This window comes from Bartonella sp. P12B, assembly GCF_055796185.1.
Genome location: NZ_JBTTDI010000002.1, coordinates 158,841 through 183,714 on the forward strand (window position 1 = coordinate 158,841; position 24,874 = coordinate 183,714).

A 24,874-nucleotide genomic window follows, 5' to 3' on the forward strand; every position below is an offset into this window, starting at 1 on the left:
ATTTAGACATGCGTTATGAATAAAGTAGATCCTAAGAATATGCCTCCTGTTCCTCCTAAAAAGGTTTTTATCAAAACCTACGGATGTCAAATGAATGTTTATGACAGTCAACGAATGACTGACAGTCTCAGTTTACAAGGTTATGTTACAACACAAACACCAAATGACGCTGACCTTATTCTCGTTAATACCTGTCATATTCGTGAAAAAGCAGCAGAAAAACTCTATTCTGACCTTGGACGTTTGCGCGTAATGCGTCAAGAACGTACCCCTGACAAACCTCTGATGGTTGGTGTAACGGGTTGTGTTGCACAAGCAGAGGGAAGTGAAATTTTGCGCCGTGCTCCAACAGTTGATCTGGTCATTGGTCCGCAAATGTATCATCGCTTACCAGACTTGTTAGAAAAAGCTAAACGGGGAAAAAAGGTTATTGAAACAGACTATGCTGTTGAAGATAAATTTGCTTATTTACCAGCTCATAATAAACGCGCTGTAAGAAAGCGGGGCGTTAGTGCATTTTTAACAGTACAGGAAGGCTGCGATAAATTTTGCACTTTTTGTGTTGTTCCTTACACACGCGGTGCCGAAATATCGCGATCTGTCGAGCAAATTACCGAAGAAGCACGTCAACTCATCGAAGCAGGTGTCAAAGAAATTACACTGCTTGGTCAAAATGTAAATGGTTGGCACGGACAAAGTGCAAATGGCAAGACTTGGCGCCTCGGCGACCTCCTCCATCATCTTGCCAAACTAGATGGTTTAAAGCGTCTCCGTTACACAACAAGTCACCCAAGAGATATGGATGATAGTCTTATTGCCGCACACCGAGATCTTGACATCTTAATGCCTTACTTGCATCTTCCTGTACAATCTGGTTCAGACCGCATCTTAAAAGCAATGAATCGCCAACACAAAAGCATTCATTACCTTCAGCTTATTGAAAAAATTCGCAATGCGCGACCTGATATTGCTTTTTCAGGCGATTTTATTGTAGGATTTCCAGGAGAAACAGATGAAGACTTTGAAGACACACTTAAACTTATTAAACAAGTACAATATAGTTCGGCCTATTCTTTCAAGTATTCACCGCGACCTGGAACAGTTGGTGCAACAATGAAAAATCATGTTGACGAAACTGTGAAGGACGCTCGGCTCCAGCATTTACAGGTGCTGCTTCTTGAACAGCAAAATGCATTTTTGCGTTCTAAAGTTGGTCAAACAACCGATGTGCTTATCGAAAAAGCTGGACGTCATTCGGGACAAATGATAGGTCGTTCACCTTGGCTTTTACCTGTAGTTGTAGATACAGAAGCTTCTACAGGGACCGTGGTGGCAATCCATATTAAAAATACAAGCTCAAACAGTTTTATTGGTGAAATGGCACATATATAAACATGCCTCAAATGCCTTGATTGCGAAATAGATTTTAAAAAGCTCTTTTATTTTGGAATAAAATTATTACATCTAGAGTTTGTGTACTCTATGAAAGGTAATTTGCTTTTATAAAGTTTCTTCAAGAAAGTGTGCAACATTTATGTAAATAAGGGAGAATAGGTTGAAAACTTCAACCGAAAAAGTAAAATACATTAAAGAAAAGGTGAAAGTTTGCCATAGAAATGTTGGTGTCTTGGAAAAAGCAAGTCTGCCAGATATTAATCATGTCGTTTTAATTTTTGAAAATAATAGATATGCCAAAACGGTTTTTGGTAAACTCGATGAAAATCTTACTTATATCGAACAAAAACTGGGACTTAACATTCATCCGCGCGGTAATGAAGTTCTCATTCAAGGAAATGTTATTGCTATAAAACGCGCACAGTATGTATTACAACAGCTTTATGAACGCGCCAAAACACATCAAGAGCTTACGTTATCAGATACAGAAGGAGTGATTGCCATGGCAAATTTGCTACAGGAACAGCAAGAAGCCTCAACAACAATCAAACCTATAAAAAAACTTATCCCCGCACACTTGAGTACTCATAAAAAAACGATCCATGCTAGAACCTCCACTCAAGATGCTTATATACGTGCAATGGAACGTAGTGAACTTGTTTTTGGTGTAGGACCAGCAGGAACAGGCAAAACATACCTTGCCGTTGCTCACGCTGCAATGCTTTTAGAGCGCGGTATCATTGAACGAATTATTCTCTCACGTCCTGCTGTTGAGGCTGGAGAACATCTTGGCTTTCTACCTGGTGATCTCAAAGAAAAAGTCGACCCATATTTACGTCCACTTTATGATGCTCTTTATGACATGATGCCTGTCGAGAAAGTAGAGCGCATTTTGGCTTCCGGCGTCATAGAAATTGCCCCTCTTGCTTTCATGCGTGGGCGTACACTAGCCCATGCCGCTGTTATTCTTGATGAGGCACAAAATACCACACCCATGCAAATGAAAATGTTCCTCACACGTCTTGGAGAAGGAACACGCATGATCGTCACCGGTGATATAAGCCAAATTGATTTGCCTAACGGACAAAAATCAGGTTTAATCGAAGCAATACGCATTCTCTCACAGGTGGAAAATATTGTGATCATTCGTTTTAATGAAAAAGATGTTGTGCGTCATCCCCTTGTTACCGCTATCGTCCGAGCTTATGATTATGATTCTGGTATACAAGCTCAAAAAATGTCATCCTCAAGCGCTTCATTTTAAAAGTGAGTTTGATTTATCATGATTACTATTGATATAATGGTCGAGAGCTCAGGCTGGAATGATAAACAAGTACTTTATAATATCACTGAAAAAGTATTAACAACAACAATGCATCATCTTTCATTGGGAAATGTTATAAGCGAAGTCAGCCTACTTTTTACCGATGACAAACATATGGCACAAATAAATGCACAATGGCGCAATAAAAATAAACCTACCAATGTATTGTCCTTTCCCGCTTTTCCACTTAAAGTTGGAGATCCTCCTAGACCCATACTGGGTGATATCGTTATTGCACAAGAAACTGTTGCGCTTGAAGCAAAAAAAGAAAGAAAATCATTTCAAGATCATTTAACGCATATGATTGTTCATGGCGTTCTCCATCTGCTTGGCTATAATCATGAAACAAATGACGAGGCTTACCAAATGGAAAAGCTTGAGAGAGAAATTCTTCAAAAGCTTTCCATAAATGATCCCTATACGGAAATGTCTTAAAATGATAAAAATTAACCTTCTTAAATCACCATCATACAATTTAAAGCCTCTGATGTCTCTACTATAAAAGAAAGTTTTAAGATTTTAAATCATGGCAGACAAAATAAATACACCACATAACAGTCAAGCATCGTCTCATATTGAAGAGCATAACTCTCAGCAGACTAATCATACAGAAAAAAACTCCTTGCTGAATCATTTGTTTTCGTTTTTACGTGGCCGTAATTATACGTCATTACGCGATGATCTGTCTGTTGCACTCAATACTAACAATGAAAAAGATACAACCCCCTTCTCACCTGAAGAACGGACTATGCTGCATAATATCTTACATTTGCGTGAAGCGCGCATTGCTGATGTTATGATTCCACGTTCTGAAATCAAAGCATTGGAAATTAATACCCCTCTTGGGGAAGCCCTTAAATATTTTGCAAGAATTGGCCATTCTCGTATACCTGTTTATGCTGAAACTTTAGATGATCCACGAGGAATGATTCATATCCACGATATTCTTAATTATATGAATCGCTTTATTATCAACTCAACTCAAACCGAGCAGAAATCCGATTCGCTTCAGTTAAATCACAAGGACCTACACACTCCAATCGGTGAGTTAGATTTGATTCGAACAGTTCTCTTTGTGCCTAGTTCCATGCTGGCAAGCAAATTATTAACACGTATGCAAACGACACGAACACAGATGGCTTTAGTTATTGATGAACATGGAGGTACAGATGGTTTAGTCTCGATGGAAGATATTGTTGAATTGGTTGTTGGTGATATCGAAGATGAACATGACAATGTAGACAATGCTATCGTGTGTGAACCAAATAATAAATGGCTTGTTGATGCAAGAACCGAACTAGAAGATGTAGAAAAAGCGCTTGGTCCTGATTTTATCATCGGAGAATATGGAGATGAAGTCGATACTATTGGTGGTTTGATTGTCTCTATTCTTGATCGTATTCCTGCAAAAGGTGAAGTCGTTGAAGCTATACCTGGCTATCGATTTCGTATTCTAGAAGCTGATAAACGCCGGATTAAACGATTGCGCATTTTTCGCATTCCAGAAAATGAAAATTTAAAAAACAATGCCAACTCTAAAGAATAATCAAACTTTTTTAAACAATTTCATCCTTTTCCTGTTTTCTATTACCAGCTGGAAGCGACAAATGTGGGTGTTTCTCTGTGGGGCGACTACTTCTTTTGCCCTTCCTCCTTTCTCTTTGACACCTCTTTGTTTTTTAACTTTTCCCGTCTTTATTATTCTTCTTGACACAATACGTACAATCCAAAATAATAAAAGGCGTTTTCTTACCTACGCTTTAAGCTGTGGAACTTTTGGCTTTAGTTATTTTATTTGTAGCCTTTGGTGGTTGTGCAATGCTTTATTAACCGACCCAGTTTCTTTTGGTTGGGCAGTGCCGTTTGCCATTTTAATTCCTCCCATTTACCTTTCTTTTTATTGGTTTTTTTCTGGTTTTATTGTCGGTTTATTATGGACAAAAGGGATAGCACGCTTCTTTGTCTTAGCCTTTGCACTAGGATTAGCAGAGTGGTTACGCGCATTCTTATTCACAGGTTTCCCATGGAATTCTCTTGGCTATACAGCTATGCCAACCCCAATGCTCATGCAATCTGATGCAATCATTGGACTTTACGGAATGAATATTCTTGCCGTTTTAGTTTACAGTCTCCCCACTGTTTTATTAACTGATGAAAAAAAGAAAGCCGCACTTTTTCTTTGCATATCACTTATATTACTTCACAGTGGTTTTGGATTTTATCGTCTCAATACTGTAGCTAACACAGAAGATACCAAAAAAAATAATTACTGGGTACGCATTGTTCAGCCTTCCATTCCGCAAAACATAAAATTAAGCAATACAACACGAGAAAACATATTTGCGGCTCATATGCGTTTGAGTGCAACACCAACAGCCGATCACAATCCAGAACCCGACTTTATCGTATGGCCTGAAGCATCTATTCCTTACCTTCTTTATGACAACTCTCCGACTACAATGCGCATTGCCTCTCTTCTAAAATCCAAACAATCAGCCATTATTGGTGCTATACGCGCCATTGATGATCCGTCTTATGCACAAACAAAATATTTTAATACGATTGCAGTTATTAACGCTAAAGGTAACATTTTAAATACTTCTGATAAGCTTCACTTGGTTCCTTTTGGTGAATATCTTCCCTATGAGAATTTATTAAAAAAAATCGGATTGCATATCCTTGCGGATAATATTGGTGGATATAGTGCTGCAAGTGTGCGCGAAACTGTCACGATGCCAAACGGGTTTTCTTATCTTCCACTGATTTGTTATGAAGCAATCTTTCCCAATGAAATGAATTTTAAAGGTCCCTCTCCTCAAGCAATTATTAATGTTACGAATGATGCATGGTTTGGTGTAACGCCTGGCCCATATCAACATCTTCAACAAGCACAGCTTCGTGCTATTGAACTGGGAATTCCCCTCATACGAGCAGCCAATAATGGAATATCGGCTGTTATTGATTCTTATGGACGAATCGTTGTAGCACTCCAACAAAATGTTGTTGGTATTATTGATTCACCAATTCCCTCACCCATTATCCCTATAGGAAGTAATAAAGAAAGGATATTCTCTACTTTCATCTTATTCATTCTTATGCTATTGTGCCGTATCGGTTTTGGTTCTACAAAACAGTTTAAATGATCAAATGCCCATATACGGTATAGTGTTGTGCGTACCAGTAATATTGGGAAAAATTGTTACATATTATTTTAATTATATGCTAAATCAACCTCAAATAAATTTGATGTTGATTGAGCAGTAGAGTGCTGGAAATAAAGAGTTGCATTATGACTGAAACTAGAAAAAAGCCTGATCCTATAGATGTTTATGTTGGAACTCGTATTCGTTTACGTCGTAATATTTTAGGACTTACCCAAGAGAAACTAGGTGAAAAGCTAGGCATCACTTTCCAGCAAGTTCAAAAATATGAAAAAGGCACAAATCGTATTGGTGCAAGTCGCCTTCAAGCAATTGCAGAAATTATGGATGTTCCTGTTTCTTATTTTTTCGATAAAAGCCTTAATACGCAGCAAGTAGAAGGCTTTGCTGAAAGTGAAAATGATTTTATGGATTTTTGCTCCAGTAATGAAGGAATTCAGCTCATGCGTGCTTTTACTAATATATCTGATGCTAAAGTGCGTCGAAAAATTATTGATTTAGCAAAAGCACTTTCGGAAGAAGATTTGACAAACAAACTATAAAATAAAAATTACGTCTTTTCTTTTCCTATCTTATAATCAGCATTGACCATTTGCCGTGGCATTGGCAAATAGAGGCAATTTTAATAGACATTGCTTTTCTTTTTTGAAGGAGTTCCTATGCCGCACCAAGATTATTTTTTTACGAGTGAATCGGTATCGGAGGGGCATCCTGACAAAATTTGTGATCGTATTTCAGATGAAATCGTTGATATGATTTATAAAGAAGCTCAGAAAACCGGTACGGATCCATGGCTTGTGCGAATCGCTTGTGAGACTCTTGTTAGTGTAAACCGTGTTGTTATTGCGGGTGAAGTGCGTGTTCCTGATACACTCTTAAAAAGAGATAAAAATAAGAAATTTATCTACGATGAAATGGGGTTGCCACTCATCAACCCTACCCGTTTTCGGGCAATAGCACGCCGTGCTATTCGCGCAATTGGTTATGAGCAAGCAGGATTTCATTGGAAAACTGTTAAAATTGATGTTCTCTTACGCCCACAATCAACTGATATTGCACGCGGTGTTGATAATGCTACAGATCGACATGGTGAAGAAGGAGCAGGTGATCAAGGGATCATGTTCGGATATGCTTGCCGTGAAACACCTGCTCTCATGCCTGCGCCAATTTATTATGCGCATAAAATTCTTAAACTTCTTGCTGCAGCCCGCCATAAAAATGAAGGAGAAACCGGAAAATTAGGACCAGATGCCAAAAGCCAAATAACAATACGATATAAAAATGGAAAACCTATAGAGGTAACATCCATTGTTCTTTCAACACAACATTTGGATGAAAGTTGGGATTCCAATAAAGTCCGGACAGTGGTTGAGCCCTATATTCGTCAAGCTTTGCATGATATTCCCATTTCTGATCAATGTAGTTGGTACATTAACCCAACAGGGAAATTCGTTATTGGAGGTCCTCAAAGTGATGCCGGATTAACTGGGCGAAAAATTATTGTTGACACTTATGGAGGTGCAGCTCCTCATGGTGGAGGTGCTTTTTCAGGAAAAGATACAACAAAAGTTGACCGTTCTGCAGCTTATGCTGCGCGTTATCTTGCTAAGAATATTGTTGCAGCTGATCTAGCGGAACGCTGTACTATTCAACTCTCCTACGCAATTGGCATTGCGCAACCCTTATCCATTTATCTTAATCTCCATGGAACAGGAAAAGTCGATGAAAAAATTCTTGAAGCCACTATTCGCAAAATAATGGACCTTTCACCAACAGGAATCCGAAAACATCTTGACCTCAATAAACCTATTTATACAAAAACAGCTGCTTATGGTCATTTTGGACGCAAACCAGGAAATGATGGTTCATTTTCATGGGAGAAAACTGACCTCATTAAAACACTTCAAACAATGACAAGATTATGATTGATCATAATACACGTATCTGTGAAGCATTTTTTGGTCGACGCAAAGGGAAACGACTACGAGACAGTCAGTTTGCACGTATAAAAACACTTCTTCCAACTCTTAATATTGATTTGAATACCGCTCCACCTTTAGACTTAACGTCTTTGTTTCTCGATAAAGTAACAGAAGTTCATCTTGAAATTGGCTTTGGTGGAGGTGAACATTTGCTTTATCAAATGGAGCATTTTCGACAAACTGGTTTTATCGGCATAGAACCCTTTATCAATGGCATGGCAAAAATGTTGATGTCTCTTGAACAACATAAAGAGCATCAAAATCACATTCGTCTTTATGATGATGACGCCACACTCCTCCTTGATTGGCTCCCAAATGCATCACTTGACGGAATAGATCTCTTCTATCCAGATCCGTGGACTAAAAAAAAGCATTGGAAACGACGTTTTATTAACATGAAAAACCTTAATCGTTTTGCTCGTGTTCTTAAAACAGGTAAAAAATTTCGCTTTGCTAGCGATATAGATAGTTATGTAAACTGGACCCTCTATCATTGTACACAACATCACAGTTTTGAATGGAAAGCTGAAAATCCTAAGGATTGGAAAACTCCTTATCCGCTATGGCTAAGCACTCGCTATGAAACAAAAGCTCTGCGCGAAGGAAGAACACCTACTTATCTTACCTTTATCAAGAAATAAATGATGAGATGCTTTTCTTATAAACAACTTGAAAAAAATTGAATTTAGGAGTATCAGTAGCTAAATTCTTGGTCTTATGATGAGGAGTGGGCCGTTGGACCCGCTCTTTTTTAGTGTCATAAAACTGATGAAACCGACTTGGATAAAATATATGAACGAGACTGAAAAAATAAGTGTTCTTGACGAACCACGTTTGTTTGAAGAAAATGGTATTGAAGCGCGTATCGCTGCTCTTGTCATACCTGTACTTAAGCCTTTAGGTTTTCGTTTAGTTCGCATAAAACTTCTTGGTTTAAATGGTTTAACATTGCAGATTATGGTTGAACGCGCAGATGGCTCTATGACTGTAGAAGATTGTGAAATGGTTAGTCGAACTGTTTCTCCCCTTCTTGATGTACAAAATATAATTGATCGCAAATATCATTTAGAAATCTCATCTCCTGGAATTGATCGTCCACTGGTAAGAAAATCTGATTTTTTTGATTGGCAAGGGCATCTCGCAAAAATTGAAACAAAGATTAAAATTGATGGACGCCAAAAGTTTCGTGGAATGCTTACAAACATCACCCAAGATGGATTTATCTTAAACACTGATAAAGCGGCTTATGGAGAAGCTCTGTATATCTCTATTTCCTTTTGTGATATCATAAATGCGCACTTGGTACTGACAGATGAACTCATTCGCGACGCGTTAAAAAAAAATAAAGATTTAAGTCAAAAAATCATTCCCGAAGATAATTGTAACGTTTCGGAGAAAACGTCAAATTACAAGAGCTAAGATCTCAGGGAAATGCTCATTGTGTAGCACAAAGAAGGAGAAAATTGATGGCTACAAGCGTTAACAGGCTTGAAATTCTGCAAATTGCAGATGCTGTTGCACGTGAAAAATCAATTGACCGTGAAATTGTCATTTCTGCAATGGCCGATGCTATTCAGAAAGCGGCACGCTCTCGTTATGGTCAAGAAACCAATATTCGTGCTGAAATCAATTCCAAAACAGGTGAAATTAAATTGCAACGCCTGCTTAAAATTGTTGATGTCATTGAAGATTATACAACTGAAATTACTTTATCTGACGCACTCAAACGTCAAGCAGACGCAAAAATTGGTGATTTTTTTGCTGATCTTTTACCTCCTATGGACTTTGGGCGTATCGCGGCGCAATCTGCTAAACAGGTTATTGTACAAAGAGTACGCGACGCAGAGCGTGATCAACAATATGAAGAATTTAAAAATAAAATTGGTGAAATTATTTCTGGTACAGTAAAACGTGTAGAATATGGCAATGTTATTGTTGATCTCGGGCGTGGTGAGGCCGTTGTGCGCCGTGACGAATTAATTCCACGTGAATCTTTCCGCTATGGAGACCGTATTCGTGCTTTTGTCAGTGATGTGCATCGTGAATCGCGTGGTCCACAAATTTTTCTTTCACGTACACATCCACAATTTATGGTAAAACTTTTTACCATGGAAGTGCCAGAAATTTATGATGGTATTATAGAAATTAAATCCGTTGCCCGCGATCCTGGTTCACGTGCGAAAATTGCTGTTGTCTCACGCGATGGTTCCATTGATCCTGTTGGAGCATGTGTTGGAATGCGAGGAAGTCGTGTACAGGCTGTTGTTGCAGAATTACAAGGTGAAAAAATTGATATTATTCCTTGGTCCCCCGATGCTGCAACATTTATTGTCAATGCACTACAACCCGCTGAAGTTTCTAAAGTCGTCCTCGATGAAGATGCAGAACGTATTGAAGTTATTGTGCCTGATGACCAACTCAGTCTTGCTATTGGTCGGCGTGGACAAAATGTTCGTTTAGCTTCACAATTAACAGGATGGAATATTGATATTTTAACGGAACAGGAGGAATCTGAAAATCGTCAAAAGGAATTTACCGAACGCAGTAAACTGTTCATGGAATCCTTAGATGTTGACGAAATGATTGGGCAAGTGATGGCATCAGAAGGATTTTCTTCCATTGAGGAAATCGCCTATATTGATCTCGAAGAAATCGCTTCTATTGATGGTTTTGATCATGAAACTGCTGCTGAAATCCAAAGTCGTGCACGCGAATATCTTGAACGTAAAGAAAAAGAACTCGATGAAAAACGTAAAAAACTCGGTGTTTCTGACGAATTACGTACATTGCCTGGAGTAACAAGTGCTATGCTGGTTGCTCTTGGCGAAGATGGTGTGAAAACAATGGAAGATTTTGCAGGTTATGCAGTCGATGATTTGGTTGGCTGGAGAGAACGTAAAGAAGGTCAAACACAGAGCTTTTCTGGTATCCTGACCCCGTTTGATATTACACGTGATGATGCAGAAGCTATGGTTTTAGCAGCACGTGTGCAAGCAGGCTGGATAGACCAAGCTGATCTTGTAGCAGAAACTCCCGCAGAAAATGAAAACTCTGCAAAAGATGAAAAAAAATAATTTGACGTGGATACACTTTAAATGAATGAACGGACCTGTATTGTGACAAGAAAAAACGCTTCAGCCAAAACGCTGATCCGTTTTGTTATTGGTCCCAACAATCAAATTGTTCCTGATCTTAAATCCAATTTACCTGGGCGCGGCGTTTGGGTTTCTGCTCACCATTCTGCCATCGAAGCAGCAATAAAACAAAAAGCCTTTAAGAGAAATTTTAAAACAGATGTTGAGGTTGCACCAAATCTTGTGCATATTGTTGATACACTTTTACTAAAAGCTGCTCTTTCAAGTCTTTCCATGGCACGAAAAGCTGGTGCCGTTGTTATGGGGGCAACAAAAGTTGATGCAGCTATCCGCTCTGGTCAAGTTCTGCTCGTACTTCATGCTAAGGAAACTAAAGAAGATGGAAAACGAAAAATTGCACAAGCTATCCACACAATGCAACAACAAACAAATCGGGATATAAAGACCATATCTTTATTTACAAGTGATGAAATGCGAGTGGCTTTTGGCGCTAATCCCGTAATGCATGCAGCCTTATTAGACACCAAAGCTGCTGAGGGATTTCTAAAAACAATATATAAACTGCTCGCCTATCGTGATGACAAGCACAGCAAGCTTGGTGAGATGACGGCACAAGCCGTGAAGGAAGTACAATGAGTGAAAATAATAACGACAAAATAACAGCCAAGAGGACTTTAACCTTAAAGCGGTCAGTCCTAGAAACGAGCACGGTCAAACAAAATTTTAGCCATGGCCGTACAAAGGCTGTGGTTGTCGAAACCAAACGGCGCAAAGTTACACGCCCTGATGAAAAGGCTGAGGTACAACAGCCAATTACGAAACCACATGTGGCTTCCCAACGGTCTAAACCACGATTCGAAGAAGCAGCCCCTCGTGAACGTGTCGCTAAAAGCAATCTCTCATCTGCTGAAATGGAAGCAAGGCTTCGTGCATTGGAAGAAGCGCATATTCAAGAGAAAATAATGCGTGAACGAGCCGAAGAAGAAGCAAAGCGTTCAAAAGAACGTGAAGAAATTTTACAGCAGACAATTCAAGAGACAGAAATACATCAAGAAGAAGAAAAAACATCGGCACAGATTCCGTCTCTTCCCTCTACTCATTCCATCATAGAACCGATAGATATTCCTATCCCTCCTAAAAGTACACCTGTTATTGAAAAGCGCAAAGCAGATGAAAACAAAGAAGATGATCGACATAACCGGCGGGCTAACCCTGCAAAATCAGAAGTGCGTGCACCAAAAGTTATAAAAGGAGCTGATGAGCGGCGCCGTGGCAAACTCACCCTTAATAGCGCTTTAGATGAAGAAGGGAGCGCACGTGGACGTTCAATGGCTGCTATGCGCCGGAGGCAGGAGAAATTTAAGCGTGCACAAAATCAAGAGCCAAGAGAAAAAATTTCTCGCGAAGTTGTTCTTCCTGAAACCATTACCATTCAAGAACTTGCTCAACGTATGACTGAACGCTCCGTTGATGTCATTAAATTTCTCATGAAACAGGGGCAAATGATGAAACCTGGCGATGTTATTGACGCAGATGTTGCGGAACTCATCGCCGCCGAATTCGGTCACACTGTTAAGCGTGTTTTAGAATCTGACGTAGAAGAAGGCATCTTTAATATAGCTGATAACCCTCAAAAAATGCGGTCACGCCCACCCGTTGTAACAATTATGGGACATGTTGACCATGGAAAAACTTCTCTGCTTGATGCTATTCGAAAAGCGAATGTTGTTTCTGGTGAAGCAGGAGGAATCACACAGCATATTGGTGCTTATCAAGTGGAGCAAAATGGTCAAAAGATTACCTTTATTGATACACCAGGACATGCCGCCTTCACAGCTATGCGTGCTCGTGGGGCTCGTGTTACAGATATTGCGGTTCTCGTTGTCGCTGCTGATGATAGTGTTATGCCGCAAACAATTGAGTCAATTAATCATGCTAAAGCGGCAGGCGTGCCTATTATTGTTGCTATCAACAAAATTGATAAACCAGCTGCTGATGCACAAAAAGTGCGTACAGAACTCCTCCAACATGAAGTATTTGTTGAAACCATGGGAGGGGAAACTTTAGAAGTCGAAGTTTCTGCTAAAACCGGTCAAAATCTTGATAAACTCCTCGAAGCTATTCTCCTTCAAGCTGAAATTCTTGATTTGAAAGCAGATCCACAAAGAACAGCAGAAGGCGTTGTCATTGAAGCAAAACTCGATCGAGGACGTGGGTCTGTTGCAACAGTTTTGGTTCAGAAAGGGACATTGCATCCTTCTGATATTATTGTTGCCGGCAATGAATGGGGACGCGTGCGTGCTTTGATTGATGACCATGGTCGTCATATTAAAGAAGCCGTTCCTTCTACACCCATTGAAATTTTAGGTATGCAAGGGACACCACAAGCTGGTGACCGTTTTGCTGTTGTCACGCATGAAGCAAAAGCACGCGAAATTTCTGAATATCGTCAACGGTTAGCACGTGATAAAGCTGTAGCCCGACAAACTGGTTCTCGTGGTTCTCTCGAGCAAATGATGACCAGATTACAAACTACAGGTGTTAAAGAATTTCCTCTTATTATTAAAGGAGATGTGCAAGGTTCCATTGAAGCAATCGCTTCAGCATTAGAAAAGCTAGGGAATGAAGAAGTCCGTGCCCGTATTGTGCATTCTGGTGCTGGAGGTATCACTGAAAGTGATATTTCTCTTGCTGAAGCTTCTAACTCTGCTGTCATTGGTTTTAACGTTCGAGCCAATAAACAAGCACGTGATTTTGCTAAAATTCAAGGCATTGAAATTCGCTATTACAACATCATCTATGATCTCGTTGACGATATAAAAGCTGCTATGTCAGGATTACTCTCACCAGAACAGCGCGAAACTTTCCTTGGTAATGCCGAGATTCTAGAAGTCTTTAACATTACAAAAATCGGAAAGGTTGCGGGTTGTCGTGTTACAGAAGGTAAAATAGAACGAGGAGCGGGTGTTCGCCTGATCCGCGATAATATTGTCATTCACGAAGGTAAACTTAAAACACTCAAGCGCTTTAAAGATGAAGTTAATGAAGTACAAAGTGGTCAAGAATGTGGGATGGCATTTGAAAACTATGAAGACATACGTGCAGGAGATGTTATTGAAACCTTCCGCATCGAACATATCAATCGCACATTATAAAAGAGTCCAATGGCTTTACTCTCTATAAAATGAGAAACACGTGGCGCTATGTGCAATGCTTCTGTTCTTTCTTAATCTTTTCAGATGATTAAAAGAAGAATAATTGTAACAAGGGTAAAATTTCGATGAAAAATGTAGGGCCTTCACAACGGCAACTAAGAGTAGGAGAACAAGTGCGCCACGCAGTCGCTCATGTTCTACAGCGCGGTATTTTACTCGATGATACTTTGAAAAACATCGTGCTTTCCGTCTCTGAAGTGCGCATGTCACCAGATTTAAAAATTGCAACCTGCTTTGTTTCTCCTCTTAGTACTGTTCAAAATGCATCTCATATTGATGTCGTTGAACTCCTTAATAAACATAGCCGTTTTATCCGTGGAGAAATCAGTCATACCTTACGGCAAATGAAATATATGCCTGAATTGCGTTTTCGGCTCGATAGTAGTTTTGATAATTTTTCAAAAATTGATGCCTTGCTTCGTTCACCTGAAGTAGCACGTGACCTTCACCATAATGACGAACTTGAGGATTAAAAATATGTCACAGCAACGCAAAAAAAAGGGGCGTCCTGTTTCTGGCTGGATTATATTTGATAAACCAAAAGGTATGAGATCAACAGAAGCTGTTTCTCAAATCAAATGGCTCTTTCATGCGCAAAAAGCAGGACATGCGGGAACACTGGATCCGCTCGCTTCTGGTCTCCTGCCAATTGCATTGGGCGAAGCAACAAAAACCGTACCTTACGTAATGCAAGGTACAAAAACCTACCGTTTTCACATCGCTTGGGGAGAAGAGCGTTCAACAGACGATCTAGAGGGTGAAATAACGAAGACATCCCTCAAACGTCCAACACAAGAAGAAATACTTGCTCTTCTTCCCCAATATACAGGTGTTATTTTGCAAACACCCCCACAATTTTCCGCAATTAAAATTGCCGGTAATCGCGCCTATGATTTAGCACGTGAAGGTGAGATTGTTGAAATTCCACCACGCCAAGTAGAAATAGAAACTTTTAAATTAATAGAGACTCCTACTAAAGACTGTTCACTCTTTGAAATAACCTGCGGAAAAGGAACCTATGTGCGCTCCTTAGCTCGTGATATAGGGCGTGATCTTGGTTGTTATGGACATATTGCTGATTTAAGACGTATCGCAGTAGCACCTTTTTGTGAAGATGATCTCATTACGTGGGATGAATTAAAAGCGGTAGCATTGGATAAAAATACAACAAGTGAAAATGATGCTCCCCCCAAAAAAAACTTTTTAGAGCTTGATACGCTTTTAATTGAAACAGGTGCAGCTCTAGATTGCCTCACTCATTATACCCTTAACAAAACGCAAGCTCAACGAGTCATGATGGGCAATCCAGTGCTCCTTTGTAATCACAATGCAGCTCTTGATGAAGAGGAAGTTTGCGTTCTCTACAAAGATCAACTTCTTGCTATAGGCTCCCTCGATAAAAGCTTGTTCAAGCCAAAGCGGATTTTTACAGTTTGACGTTCTCTTTCTCACAACTATCTCTTTGAAAAAGAGAGTTTTTCATATCAATATTGCCCTACACTCACCTTTTGACAATAATTCGTATCATAATCTAAATCAGTAACACGTTCATAAGTCCAATCCTAGCTTGCACAACAAAATACAAGGAGTTGTTTTTATTATTTTAATCGTCTTTTTGGTCATTGCTGAATACACACGCAAAGCTATAATATTAAGAAGATTTTATAGAATAGAAAATGCAGGCTTTAGCTTAAAAAAATCGTAATATTCATATTTATAACCTCAAACTGATTGTTCAGCAGAAATTTATTCCCATTTCACCAACAGCATAAAGTGTTCATTGTAATATCTAATTTTTCTGCTGTTCTCTTCTTGTTAACTAATTTATTCCATAAAAATAATTACACACATCTAATAGTTTACAAAAAACTGTTTTTAACTCTCGTATCATTAAGGTAATTGATCAGCAGGGGACTTTAAAAGCATCTCACCGGCATTTGGTATCGTTTGCCGCTCAATCATCCGATGCACCCTTATACCGTTAGGCGCACGATTTAAGTGACGCAAAAGCTTATTGACCTCTGCATCTGCTTTTATACGGCGGTGATTATGACGTAAATAATCTACCCATGTTGGCATATGATAAGCTTCCGTCCAATATTCAGGCCTTTCAAGGTCGCGCAAAAGAACCCATTGGCGAGCGCCATCTCGTAAACGAATATGACGACGACGTGTCATCACTTTGAGAAATTCTTCGAGATCATTTTCACGAATTTGATAATCGATCATAATCATAATCGGACCACTTTGTGCTTTTAGATCAAGTAAAAGCTCTGGTTCTCTGAAATGGTCAAGGGGATCTAAATCTATCTGAGGGATTTCCTGAATTCTAAACTTTACTCCCATAAGAGCTCCAAAAATCAAGAAGAGAGAACAAACACTCAAAGCAACTGTTGGAGAATAACCATCAGCCAAAACGCCCCAAATTACACTTCCAACCGCCATACCTCCGTAAGATGCTGTTTGATAAAGTGCTAAAGCACGGGCAACAACCCAGCGCGGTGTAGAAAGCTGTACAGATGTATTAAACAGTGATAACGCCAAAACCCAACATAAGCCTGCAGGAAATAAAGCAATATGGCTTACAATCAATGAACGGCTTATTGCTAAAAAAAAGCAAGAAACGGCAAAACCGATAAATGCACTTGCAATAATCGTCTCTAAACGAAAATAATGCCGTACAGATGAATTAATCATACCAGCTGTCATGGCTCCAAGACCAAAACAACCAAGTAATGTCCCATAAAGAAGAGCGTTGCCTCCAAGAATTTTATGCACAACAATTGGCAAAAGTGCCAAAATTGAAATCGCCCCGATGCCAAAAAGGAACGCTCTTACCATAATACTGAGAAGATTAGGCGACATTGCAACATAGCGCAAACCATCTGAGACAGCTCCTAAAAGCCTTTCCCGTGGTAATTTGTTGTTCTCATAGCTCGGTTTCCAGAAAAATAAAGCACCAATTAAAGGAATGTAACTTATCGCATTAAATAAAAAAGCTGTGGCTGCACCCAATGTAGCAATAACAGCACCACCAATAGCTGGGCCCACACTCCGCATCAAATTAAAGCCAACACTATTCAAACTAACAGCAGCAGGAATATTTTTCCGGCTCACAATGTCTCCTATTGTTGCCTGCCAAGAAGGATTATAAAAAGCCGTTCCACATCCAAGCAAAAACGTAAAGCATAATAAAAGTCCAGGTGTAAGAAAGCCCATATAGGATAAAATAGCCAAGATCATTGATATAACCATCATCATAATCTGCGCGCACAACATAATTTGGCGACGATTAAAATTGTCAGCTAACGCTCCTGCCATAAGAGAAAACATAACAAGTGGTAATGTGGTAGCACTTTGAACAAGACCTACCATGGAATGTGAAGAGCTAATCAACGCCATTAACCACCCTGCTCCTACAGCCTGTATAAGCCCGCCTAAATTAGAAATGAGAGTGGACGACCACAAATTTCGAAATACCGAATTACGGAAAAGTTCCAGTGTTGAAATGTTTTGCATCTTTTGTCTTCCAATCAATATTTATTGCTTTTTTACCATACACACTCTCTAAAGCAGCAATCTTTGTCTCAAAAGGATGCATAATTCTTTAAAAATTCTCATAAAACCCTGTCAAAATCAATGTTTCAAAATAAAACCCTTTCTTTAAAGAAGGTTTTCAAGATACTTTTAAGGACTAGTATTTTAATCTCCTTTCCTATATAAATGCTGAAGCAAGTGAGGGTTTTCAACTCTCCTTGTTTGTTCACAGACCCTTGCTGAACGACATCTCGGCTGTGGGTGACTTTTTTTCTTCGTTTTTTGAAAGGATAATACGATGTCGATTACAGCTGAACGTAAACAAGCTCTTGTCGCAGAATATGCAAATAAAGTTGGTGATACAGGATCACCAGAAGTACAGGTCGCTGTGCTTTCTGAACGTATTTCTAATTTAACGAACCATTTTAAATCTCATAAAAAGGATAACCATTCTCGTCGCGGTCTTTTGAAAATGGTTTCTCAACGTCGTCGCCTTCTTGATTACCTGAAAGAAATTGACCAAAATCGTTATCAGATCCTTATCAAAAAGTTAGGTTTGCGGCGCTAAAAAAATGGGGAGGTGTTTTTTAAACCTGTCGATTTTTAGCTTGCTGCTTTTAGTTAAAAATTAACGAATAATTATCATGGGGCAGGATTGCTAGTTGCTTCGCGTTTAAATTGCGATTTACTCTGCTCTTCTTGCAAAAAACAGAAGTGTCTTGTTATCCTGCCCATAGCTTTGAAATATGCTACGCAAAACCAGAATGTGAGCACTTAAAAATATGAACACTGGTCATTAAGGATAAAAAATGTTCAAAACGCACAAGATAGAAATTGAATGGGCTGGGCGACCACTTACGATCGAAACAGGAAAAATCGCCCGTCAAGCGGATGGTGCAGTGATTGCTACCTACGGAGAAACTGTTGTCTTAGCAACCGTTGTATCAGCAAAAAGCCCAAAACCAGACCAAGACTTTTTTCCACTTACCGTTAATTATCAAGAAAAATCCTATTCTGTCGGTAGAATCCCCGGCGGTTATTTAAAACGTGAAAATAGACCTACCGAAAATGAGACTTTGATTTCACGTTTGATTGATCGTCCCATTCGTCCTCTCTTTGCTGATGGTTATAAAAATGATACGCAAGTTATTGTTTCCGTTATACAGCATGACCTCGAGAACAATCCTGATATCCTTGCAATGATTGCATCTTCTGCCGCATTAACTTTGTCAGGTGTTCCTTTCATGGGCCCCATTGCTGGTGCTCGTGTCGGCTACTGTAACGGACAATATGTTCTCAATCCTCATATCGATGAAATGCCTGAGTCAAAACTTGATCTTGTTGTTGCTGGGACAGAAAGTGCTGTGTTGATGGTTGAATCAGAAGCACAAGAATTGCCGGAAGACATCATGTTGGGAGCCGTTATGTTTGGGCACAAAGGCTTGCAACCTGTAATTGATGCCATCATCAAACTTGCAGAAGTTGCCGCAAAAGATCCACGCGATTTTACTCCTGAAGATCTTTCTGATCTCGAAAAATCTATGCTAGAAATGGTCGAACAGGACATACGAAAGGCTTATACGATTACAGATAAACAAGAGCGTTATGCCGCAATTGATACACTGAAAACAGAAGTTATCAATAAATTTATGCCCGAAACAGAAGGAGATTGTAAATTTAATGCAGATCAAATTGCAACCGTCTTCAAACAGTTACAAGCAAAAATTGTTCGTTGGAACATTCTTGATACAGAAAAACGTATTGATGGACGCGATCTTTCAACAGTCCGTCCTATCCAATCAGAAGTTAGTATTTTACCCCGCACACATGGATCAGCTCTTTTTACTCGTGGAGAAACACAAGCTATCGTCGTTGCAACATTAGGAACTGGTGAAGATGAACAATATGTTGACTCCTTAACAGGTATGTATAAAGAAACATTTCTCCTTCATTATAATTTTCCACCATTTTCAGTAGGTGAAACAGGACGCCTTGGCTCTCCTGGTCGCCGCGAAATTGGACATGGTAAGCTGGCGTGGCGTGCAATTCATCCCATGTTGCCAACAAAAGAATCTTTTCCCTATACTATTCGTGCTGTCTCAGAAATTACCGAATCCAATGGATCCTCTTCCATGGCAACTGTTTGCGGCACTTCGCTTGCTCTCATGGATGCTGGTGTTCCTTTGGCGCGTCCCGTTGCAGGTATTGCCATGGGATTGATTAAAGAAGGGGAACGCTTTGCTGTGTTGTCTGATATTTTAGGAGATGAAGATCATCTTGGGGATATGGATTTTAAAGTAGCAGGAACAGAAAATGGTATTACCGCCTTACAAATGGACATCAAAATTGATGGTATTACCGAAGAAATTATGAAAATTGCACTCGAGCAAGCTAAAGGTGGGCGAATCCATATCCTTAATGAAATGGCTAAAGCTTTAACCAGTGCCCGTGCTGAACTCAGTGAATTTTCTCCACGTATCGAAGTTATGAATATTCCTGTTGATAAAATTCGTGATGTTATTGGTTCTGGTGGTAAAGTTATTCGAGAAATCGTTGAACAAACTGGAGCAAAAATCAATATTGAAGATGATGGAACAATTAAAATTGCTTCTCCCGATGCTAAAACTATTGAAGCAGCAAAACGTTGGATTCATTCCATTGTTGATGAACCTGAAGTTGGTGCTATCTACCAAGGAACAGTTGTAAAAACCGCAGAATTCGGTGCGTTCGTAAACTTCTTTGGCTCACGAGATGGACTCGTTCATATCTCTCAACTCGCATCAGAACGTGTTACAAAAACAACAGATGTTGTTAAAGAAGGCGATAAAGTTTGGGTTAAATTAATGGGTTTTGATGAGCGTGGTAAAGTTCGCTTATCAATGAAAACCATCAATCAACAGACCGGTGAAGAAATAACAAGTGATAGGTCAATAAAAGAAGGGTGATTATTCCCTTTTCTCACAAAATAAAATGCCATCCTCATATCAGAATGGCATTTTTCCTTTAAAAGAGATATATGTGTTATTGTTTTTACCTTTTGAAAACCAAAACCTTCCTCTTCCCAACCCAAGCCAATCTTGGCTGAGCATTGGTTTAACAGAAATTCCAACTCTAGAATGGACACAAAATTTAAAAGTTGTAACACCTTGGCGACCAGACTTTTTAAAATTTGCCAATGCTCAGTTTCATTGTTCTCCTCAAATAGATAAAACTCTTAACTATGATGGTGCATTTTTGCACTTAAGTAAATATCGTGGTTTCAATCAAAATTGTTTTCTTGATTTATTAGAATGTGTTAAACCTGATGGGTGGATTGTTATCGGTGGGAATAAAACTGCCGGTGCAGCTTCAATGATGAAATGGGTCAAAACACTTGTTCCCATTACTGATAAATTAACTAAAAACCATGGACTGGTATTCTGGCTTCAAGTTCCACAACAAATAGAGAAACAGAAGATTGCGCAATTGCGTTCACCGCCGCTCACTTTTGCAAATAAATTTCAAACCTGTCCTGGAATGTTCTCACACGGCCGTATTGATCCTGGATCTGCTGCTCTTGTTTTCCATATGAATAAAATCATTTCTGGAAAGACTGCTGACTTTGGTGCTGGATGGGGATTTCTTTCTTATGCTGCCCTTGAAAAAAGTGAAAAAATAACGACTCTCGACCTCTATGAAGCTGATTATAATGCTTTGAGAGCAGCCAAACAGCACCTTAAACACAGAATTCCTTCTTGTCCGATTCATTTTTATTGGCATGATCTTGTACATGAACCGATTGCAAATTTATATGATACAATCATTTCAAATCCACCGTTTCACACGCAACAAAAGACAGATATTGCATTAGGACAGCATTTTATTATAAATGCTGCAAAATACTTAAAGCCTGGCGGCAATTTGCTGCTTGTTGCAAACCGCCACCTGCCTTATGAAAAATTGTTAAAAGACACTTTTCGCACAGTCTTGATACATGAGAAAAGTGGCGGTTTCAAAGTTATCGAAGCACGCCGCTAAACGAAAACAAATGATAACGCTAAAGAATGAAACGTGAAAGATCTATATCAGCAGCAAGTTCACCTATAGATTGTTTGACATAAGCAGCGTCAACCTTAAACGATGTTCCAGCTTTATCGGGTGCTGTAAAAGAAATCTCATCTAAAACACGCTCCATTACCGTTTGCAAACGGCGGGCCCCTATATTTTCGATTCTTGCGTTTAAGTCCACAGCAATATCTGCTAAAGCATCAATCGCATCATCGGTAATTTCTAAATGAACCTCTTCCGTTGCCATTAAAGCAATATATTGCTTAATTAAACTGGCTTCAGGTTCGGTTAGGATACGTCGTAAATCTTCCCTTGTGAGAGGATTTAACTCTACGCGAATGGGCAAACGCCCTTGCAATTCTGGTAATAAATCAGATGGCTTGGAAACATGAAACGCGCCTGATGCAATAAAAAGAATATGATCTGTTTTGACTTGACCATATTTTGTAGCAATTGTTGTTCCCTCAACCAAAGGCAAAAGATCTCGTTGAACGCCTTCACGTGAAACGGCAGCCCCTGCACCACCATCTCTCGTTGCAATTTTATCAATCTCATCGATAAAAACAATCCCGTCATTTTCAGTAACACGAAGTGCTTCTTGGATAATTTGATCTTGATCAAGGAGTTTTTCAGATTCATCATCAATGAGAGGCTTAAAAGCATCTTTTACTGTTGTTTTACGAACCTTTGTACGACTGCCCATTTTGCCAAAAATTTCTGATAAATTCATGATTCCCATTTGTGCACCGGGCATACCAGGAATATCAAAAGTCGAAGCACTATTGCTGTTATTATCCGCTACTTCAATTTCAATCTCTTTTTCATCCAATTCACCTTCGCGCAGTTTTTTGCGAAAACTATCACGAGTCATAGGACTTGCTGTCTTACCAACAAGGACATCTAAAACGCGCTCTTCTGCATTCATGTGAGCCTTTACTTTGACTTCATCTCGTTTTTTTTCACGCACAAGAGAAATAGCAATCTCAACAAGGTCACGAATAATTTGTTCAACATCACGTCCTACATAACCAACTTCAGTGAATTTAGTTGCTTCTACTTTAACAAAAGGAGCTCCAGCAAGTTTTGCTAATCGACGCGCTATACCTGTTTTACCAACACCTGTTGGCCCTATCATCAAAATATTTTTCGGCATAACTTCTTCGCGCATTGGTCCGTCAAGCTGTTGTCGACGCCACCGATTGCGCAGTGCAATAGCAACAGAACGTTTGGCATCATTTTGGCCAATAATAAAACGATCAAGTTCAGAAACAGTTTCACGAGGGGAAAATACAACACACATTCAAATAGCTTTCTCTAAAGAAGATAATTCTGCATCCAATGTTTCAATCGTAAAATGATCATTGGTGTAAATACAAATTTTAGCGGCGATATCCATAGCTTTACGGGCAATGGTTTCAGCATCTAAATCCATATCCATGAGTGCCCGAGCAGCTGAAAAAGCAAAATTGCCTCCAGAACCAATAGCCATAACTCCATCTTCTGGTTCTAAAACATCACCAAGTCCTGTTAAAGCTAAAGTTACTTTTTTATCAGCCACAAGCATCATTGCTTCGAGACGTCGCAAATAACGGTCTGTTCGCCAGTCTTTTGCAAGTTCTACACAAGCACGCATAAGCTGATCAGGATATTGCTCAAGCTTTGTTTCTAATCTTTCCAACAAAGTGAAAGCATCTGCTGTAGCACCTGCAAAACCAGCAATAACGGTTCCGCCCTTTCCAAGGCGACGAACCTTGCGTGCATTGCCTTTCATAATTGTCTGCCCAAGTGAAACCTGACCATCACCAGCCATCACAACTTTATCACCTTTTCGTACAGTAATAATCGTTGTACCATACATTACATTTGGCTTATGTTCTGCCATAAGGAAATTCATTAATATTAACCTCTATTTTTAATATTGATTGCTTCTCATCAAATATAAAATCCAATTACTCTTACCTTTATTTAAGAACATACACTGCAAAACACAATGAGTTAACACAATTCAATTTATTGAAACAAAAAAATGATATCATTGTTATCAATGCAAATTGTTGCTAAATAGTTTTTGTAAACGATTTGCGTTTTTTAAAGGAAAAATTATGAAAAAAATAGCCTTAGGAACATTGGGAGGAACAATTGCAATGGCCGCTGACAATTTTGGCCAAATGCAACCAACATTAACCTCAGATATCCTTGTAAAAAGTGTTCCTGATCTAAATAAAGTTGCTAATATTCATGCGCAAACATTAACACAATTACCAAGTGGATCTTTATCCTTTAAGACTCTTTTTGAAATCATCGAGTGGGCAACACAACAAATAAAAGCTGGCGCAGACGGTGTTATTTTAACCCAAGGGACTGATACAATCGAAGAAACTGCTTTTTTTCTTTCTCTTTATTGGGATAAAGCAGAACCGCTTATTATAACTGGTGCTATGCGTATACCTTGTGAAGCAGGTGCTGATGGACCGGCTAATATTTTAGCAGCAACTCGGGTTGCTGCTGATCCACAAAGTCGGAACAGAGGCGTTTTAGTTGTCATCAACGATACCATTCACTCACCTTATTGGGTCCAAAAAAGCCATACAGTTAAAATTGAAACATTTCAATCAGGTCTGGTCGGTATTTTAGGCACTCTTTTGGAAGGAAAAGTGGTTTATTTTAATGATCGAAACTTTTTTCCGAAAACATTTAATCTTCCTCAAAATTATAATCATCAAGTTGCTCTCCTGTACTCCTCTTTATCCTCTGATACACAGTTAATGAAATTCTGTCTCGAAAGTGAACATTATGCTGGACTTGTTATTGCTGGTTTTGGATCAGGGCACTGTAGTTTTGAAGAAGCAGACATCGTACGACAATATACACGAAAAATACCAATCATCATCGCTAGCCGTACCTACTCTGGCTCAACAACACGCACAACTTATGGCTATAAAGGTTCAGAAGTCGATATGATTGCTGCTGGTACCCTCATGTCTGGTTATCTATCAGCGGTAAAAGCACGTTTACTTTTATGGGCCTTTCTGGCACAAGGATACTCATTGGCGCAAATCAATGCCCAATGGAATGACTGGACCATAAGCTAATGAAAGACTCTATTATTTTAAAGAAG

At 39.3% G+C, this 24,874-nt stretch carries 21 protein-coding genes; 18 read left to right on the forward strand and 3 right to left on the reverse strand.

Annotation, left to right across the window (positions count from 1 at the left end):
• Positions 1-15: 15 nt before the first annotated feature.
• From miaB to truB, 14 genes are all read left to right on the forward strand, one after another.
• The gene (miaB, locus tag AC0QT1_RS02285) at positions 16-1,392 is read left to right on the forward strand and encodes a tRNA (N6-isopentenyl adenosine(37)-C2)-methylthiotransferase MiaB (RefSeq protein WP_473200104.1); all 1,377 of its coding nucleotides are present in this window, start codon (positions 16-18) and stop codon (positions 1,390-1,392) included.
• A gap of 163 nt (positions 1,393-1,555) precedes the next feature.
• Positions 1,556-2,659 (forward strand): PhoH family protein, encoded by a 1,104-nt coding sequence (locus tag AC0QT1_RS02290; protein ID WP_473200103.1) that lies wholly within the window; start codon positions 1,556-1,558, stop codon positions 2,657-2,659.
• 18 nt (positions 2,660-2,677) lie between these two features.
• The gene (ybeY, locus tag AC0QT1_RS02295) at positions 2,678-3,154 is read left to right on the forward strand and encodes an rRNA maturation RNase YbeY (protein WP_473200102.1); all 477 of its coding nucleotides are present in this window, start codon (positions 2,678-2,680) and stop codon (positions 3,152-3,154) included.
• A 91-nt stretch (positions 3,155-3,245) separates the two neighbouring features.
• On the forward strand, positions 3,246-4,265 hold the full coding sequence (locus AC0QT1_RS02300; RefSeq protein ID WP_473200101.1) for a hemolysin family protein: 1,020 nt from the start codon (positions 3,246-3,248) through the stop codon (positions 4,263-4,265).
• Positions 4,246-5,862, forward strand: a complete 1,617-nt coding sequence (gene lnt, locus AC0QT1_RS02305) for an apolipoprotein N-acyltransferase (protein WP_473200100.1) — start codon at positions 4,246-4,248, stop codon at positions 5,860-5,862. Before AC0QT1_RS02300 ends, lnt begins: the two co-directional genes overlap by 20 nt.
• 146 nt (positions 5,863-6,008) lie before the next feature.
• Positions 6,009-6,422 carry a helix-turn-helix domain-containing protein gene (locus tag AC0QT1_RS02310; RefSeq protein WP_473200099.1) on the forward strand — a complete coding sequence of 138 codons (414 nt, stop codon included), beginning with the start codon at positions 6,009-6,011 and terminating at the stop codon, positions 6,420-6,422.
• 117 nt (positions 6,423-6,539) lie between these two features.
• Positions 6,540-7,805: a methionine adenosyltransferase gene (gene metK / locus AC0QT1_RS02315; protein WP_473200098.1), complete on the forward strand. Its 1,266-nt coding sequence runs from the start codon at positions 6,540-6,542 to the stop codon at positions 7,803-7,805.
• Entirely contained in the window at positions 7,802-8,503 is a 702-nt protein-coding gene (locus AC0QT1_RS02320; RefSeq protein WP_473200097.1) for a tRNA (guanine(46)-N(7))-methyltransferase TrmB, read from the forward strand. Before metK ends, AC0QT1_RS02320 begins: the two co-directional genes overlap by 4 nt.
• A gap of 151 nt (positions 8,504-8,654) precedes the next feature.
• Positions 8,655-9,281 (forward strand): ribosome maturation factor RimP, encoded by a 627-nt coding sequence (rimP, locus tag AC0QT1_RS02325; protein WP_473200096.1) that lies wholly within the window; start codon positions 8,655-8,657, stop codon positions 9,279-9,281.
• Positions 9,282-9,328: 47 nt separating this feature from the next.
• Positions 9,329-10,936, forward strand: a complete 1,608-nt coding sequence (gene nusA, locus AC0QT1_RS02330) for a transcription termination factor NusA (RefSeq protein ID WP_473200095.1) — start codon at positions 9,329-9,331, stop codon at positions 10,934-10,936.
• 21 nt (positions 10,937-10,957) lie between these two features.
• Positions 10,958-11,593 (forward strand): RNA-binding protein, encoded by a 636-nt coding sequence (locus AC0QT1_RS02335; protein ID WP_473200094.1) that lies wholly within the window; start codon positions 10,958-10,960, stop codon positions 11,591-11,593.
• Complete coding sequence (gene infB, locus AC0QT1_RS02340) at positions 11,590-14,112, forward strand: translation initiation factor IF-2 (protein ID WP_473201564.1); 2,523 nt, start codon at positions 11,590-11,592, stop codon at positions 14,110-14,112. Before AC0QT1_RS02335 ends, infB begins: the two co-directional genes overlap by 4 nt.
• A gap of 125 nt (positions 14,113-14,237) precedes the next feature.
• Positions 14,238-14,645 (forward strand): 30S ribosome-binding factor RbfA, encoded by a 408-nt coding sequence (gene rbfA, locus AC0QT1_RS02345; protein ID WP_473200092.1) that lies wholly within the window; start codon positions 14,238-14,240, stop codon positions 14,643-14,645.
• Between the two features lie 4 nt (positions 14,646-14,649).
• Positions 14,650-15,609: a tRNA pseudouridine(55) synthase TruB gene (gene truB / locus AC0QT1_RS02350; protein WP_473201565.1), complete on the forward strand. Its 960-nt coding sequence runs from the start codon at positions 14,650-14,652 to the stop codon at positions 15,607-15,609.
• A 453-nt stretch (positions 15,610-16,062) separates the two neighbouring features.
• On the opposite strand, the gene AC0QT1_RS02355 is transcribed toward truB, so the two are convergent.
• Entirely contained in the window at positions 16,063-17,691 is a 1,629-nt protein-coding gene (locus AC0QT1_RS02355) for an MFS transporter (RefSeq protein ID WP_473201566.1), read from the reverse strand.
• Positions 17,692-18,007: 316 nt separating this feature from the next.
• On the opposite strand from AC0QT1_RS02355, the gene rpsO reads away from it, so the two are divergent.
• From rpsO to AC0QT1_RS02370, 3 genes are all read left to right on the forward strand, one after another.
• Positions 18,008-18,277 carry a 30S ribosomal protein S15 gene (gene rpsO / locus AC0QT1_RS02360; protein ID WP_473200089.1) on the forward strand — a complete coding sequence of 90 codons (270 nt, stop codon included), beginning with the start codon at positions 18,008-18,010 and terminating at the stop codon, positions 18,275-18,277.
• Positions 18,278-18,518: 241 nt separating this feature from the next.
• On the forward strand, positions 18,519-20,654 hold the full coding sequence (gene pnp / locus AC0QT1_RS02365; RefSeq protein WP_473200088.1) for a polyribonucleotide nucleotidyltransferase: 2,136 nt from the start codon (positions 18,519-18,521) through the stop codon (positions 20,652-20,654).
• Positions 20,655-20,727: 73 nt separating this feature from the next.
• The gene (locus tag AC0QT1_RS02370; protein WP_473200087.1) at positions 20,728-21,726 is read left to right on the forward strand and encodes a class I SAM-dependent methyltransferase; all 999 of its coding nucleotides are present in this window, start codon (positions 20,728-20,730) and stop codon (positions 21,724-21,726) included.
• A 19-nt stretch (positions 21,727-21,745) separates the two neighbouring features.
• Here AC0QT1_RS02370 and hslU read toward each other — a convergent pair whose 3' ends face one another.
• Together hslU and hslV are read right to left on the reverse strand one after the other, a co-directional pair.
• Entirely contained in the window at positions 21,746-23,056 is a 1,311-nt protein-coding gene (gene hslU / locus AC0QT1_RS02375; protein WP_473200086.1) for an ATP-dependent protease ATPase subunit HslU, read from the reverse strand.
• Positions 23,057-23,638: an ATP-dependent protease subunit HslV gene (hslV, locus tag AC0QT1_RS02380; RefSeq protein ID WP_473200085.1), complete on the reverse strand. Its 582-nt coding sequence runs from the start codon at positions 23,636-23,638 to the stop codon at positions 23,057-23,059.
• A gap of 220 nt (positions 23,639-23,858) precedes the next feature.
• Between hslV and AC0QT1_RS02385 the strand changes: the two genes are divergently transcribed.
• Complete coding sequence (locus tag AC0QT1_RS02385; protein WP_473201567.1) at positions 23,859-24,848, forward strand: asparaginase; 990 nt, start codon at positions 23,859-23,861, stop codon at positions 24,846-24,848.
• The last annotated feature ends 26 nt before the right edge of the window (positions 24,849-24,874 follow it).

Bases quoted from the DNA above. Each gene is read 5' to 3' on its own strand.
- ybeY (WP_473200102.1), top strand. From the start codon at position 2,678: ATGATTACTATTGATATAATGGTCGAGAGCTCAGGCTGGAATGATAAA.
- lnt (WP_473200100.1), top strand. From the start codon at position 4,246: ATGCCAACTCTAAAGAATAATCAAACTTTTTTAAACAATTTCATCCTT.
- AC0QT1_RS02300 (WP_473200101.1), top strand. From the start codon at position 3,246: ATGGCAGACAAAATAAATACACCACATAACAGTCAAGCATCGTCTCAT.
- miaB (WP_473200104.1), top strand. From the start codon at position 16: ATGAATAAAGTAGATCCTAAGAATATGCCTCCTGTTCCTCCTAAAAAG.
- rbfA (WP_473200092.1), top strand. From the start codon at position 14,238: ATGAAAAATGTAGGGCCTTCACAACGGCAACTAAGAGTAGGAGAACAA.
- metK (WP_473200098.1), top strand. From the start codon at position 6,540: ATGCCGCACCAAGATTATTTTTTTACGAGTGAATCGGTATCGGAGGGG.
- rpsO (WP_473200089.1), top strand. From the start codon at position 18,008: ATGTCGATTACAGCTGAACGTAAACAAGCTCTTGTCGCAGAATATGCA.
- pnp (WP_473200088.1), top strand. From the start codon at position 18,519: ATGTTCAAAACGCACAAGATAGAAATTGAATGGGCTGGGCGACCACTT.
- AC0QT1_RS02320 (WP_473200097.1), top strand. From the start codon at position 7,802: ATGATTGATCATAATACACGTATCTGTGAAGCATTTTTTGGTCGACGC.
- infB (WP_473201564.1), top strand. From the start codon at position 11,590: ATGAGTGAAAATAATAACGACAAAATAACAGCCAAGAGGACTTTAACC.
- truB (WP_473201565.1), top strand. From the start codon at position 14,650: ATGTCACAGCAACGCAAAAAAAAGGGGCGTCCTGTTTCTGGCTGGATT.
- AC0QT1_RS02335 (WP_473200094.1), top strand. From the start codon at position 10,958: ATGAATGAACGGACCTGTATTGTGACAAGAAAAAACGCTTCAGCCAAA.
- nusA (WP_473200095.1), top strand. From the start codon at position 9,329: ATGGCTACAAGCGTTAACAGGCTTGAAATTCTGCAAATTGCAGATGCT.
- hslU (WP_473200086.1), bottom strand. From the start codon at position 23,056: ATGTGTGTTGTATTTTCCCCTCGTGAAACTGTTTCTGAACTTGATCGT.
- AC0QT1_RS02385 (WP_473201567.1), top strand. From the start codon at position 23,859: ATGAAAAAAATAGCCTTAGGAACATTGGGAGGAACAATTGCAATGGCC.
- AC0QT1_RS02310 (WP_473200099.1), top strand. From the start codon at position 6,009: ATGACTGAAACTAGAAAAAAGCCTGATCCTATAGATGTTTATGTTGGA.
- rimP (WP_473200096.1), top strand. From the start codon at position 8,655: ATGAACGAGACTGAAAAAATAAGTGTTCTTGACGAACCACGTTTGTTT.
- hslV (WP_473200085.1), bottom strand. From the start codon at position 23,638: ATGGCAGAACATAAGCCAAATGTAATGTATGGTACAACGATTATTACT.
- AC0QT1_RS02355 (WP_473201566.1), bottom strand. From the start codon at position 17,691: ATGCAAAACATTTCAACACTGGAACTTTTCCGTAATTCGGTATTTCGA.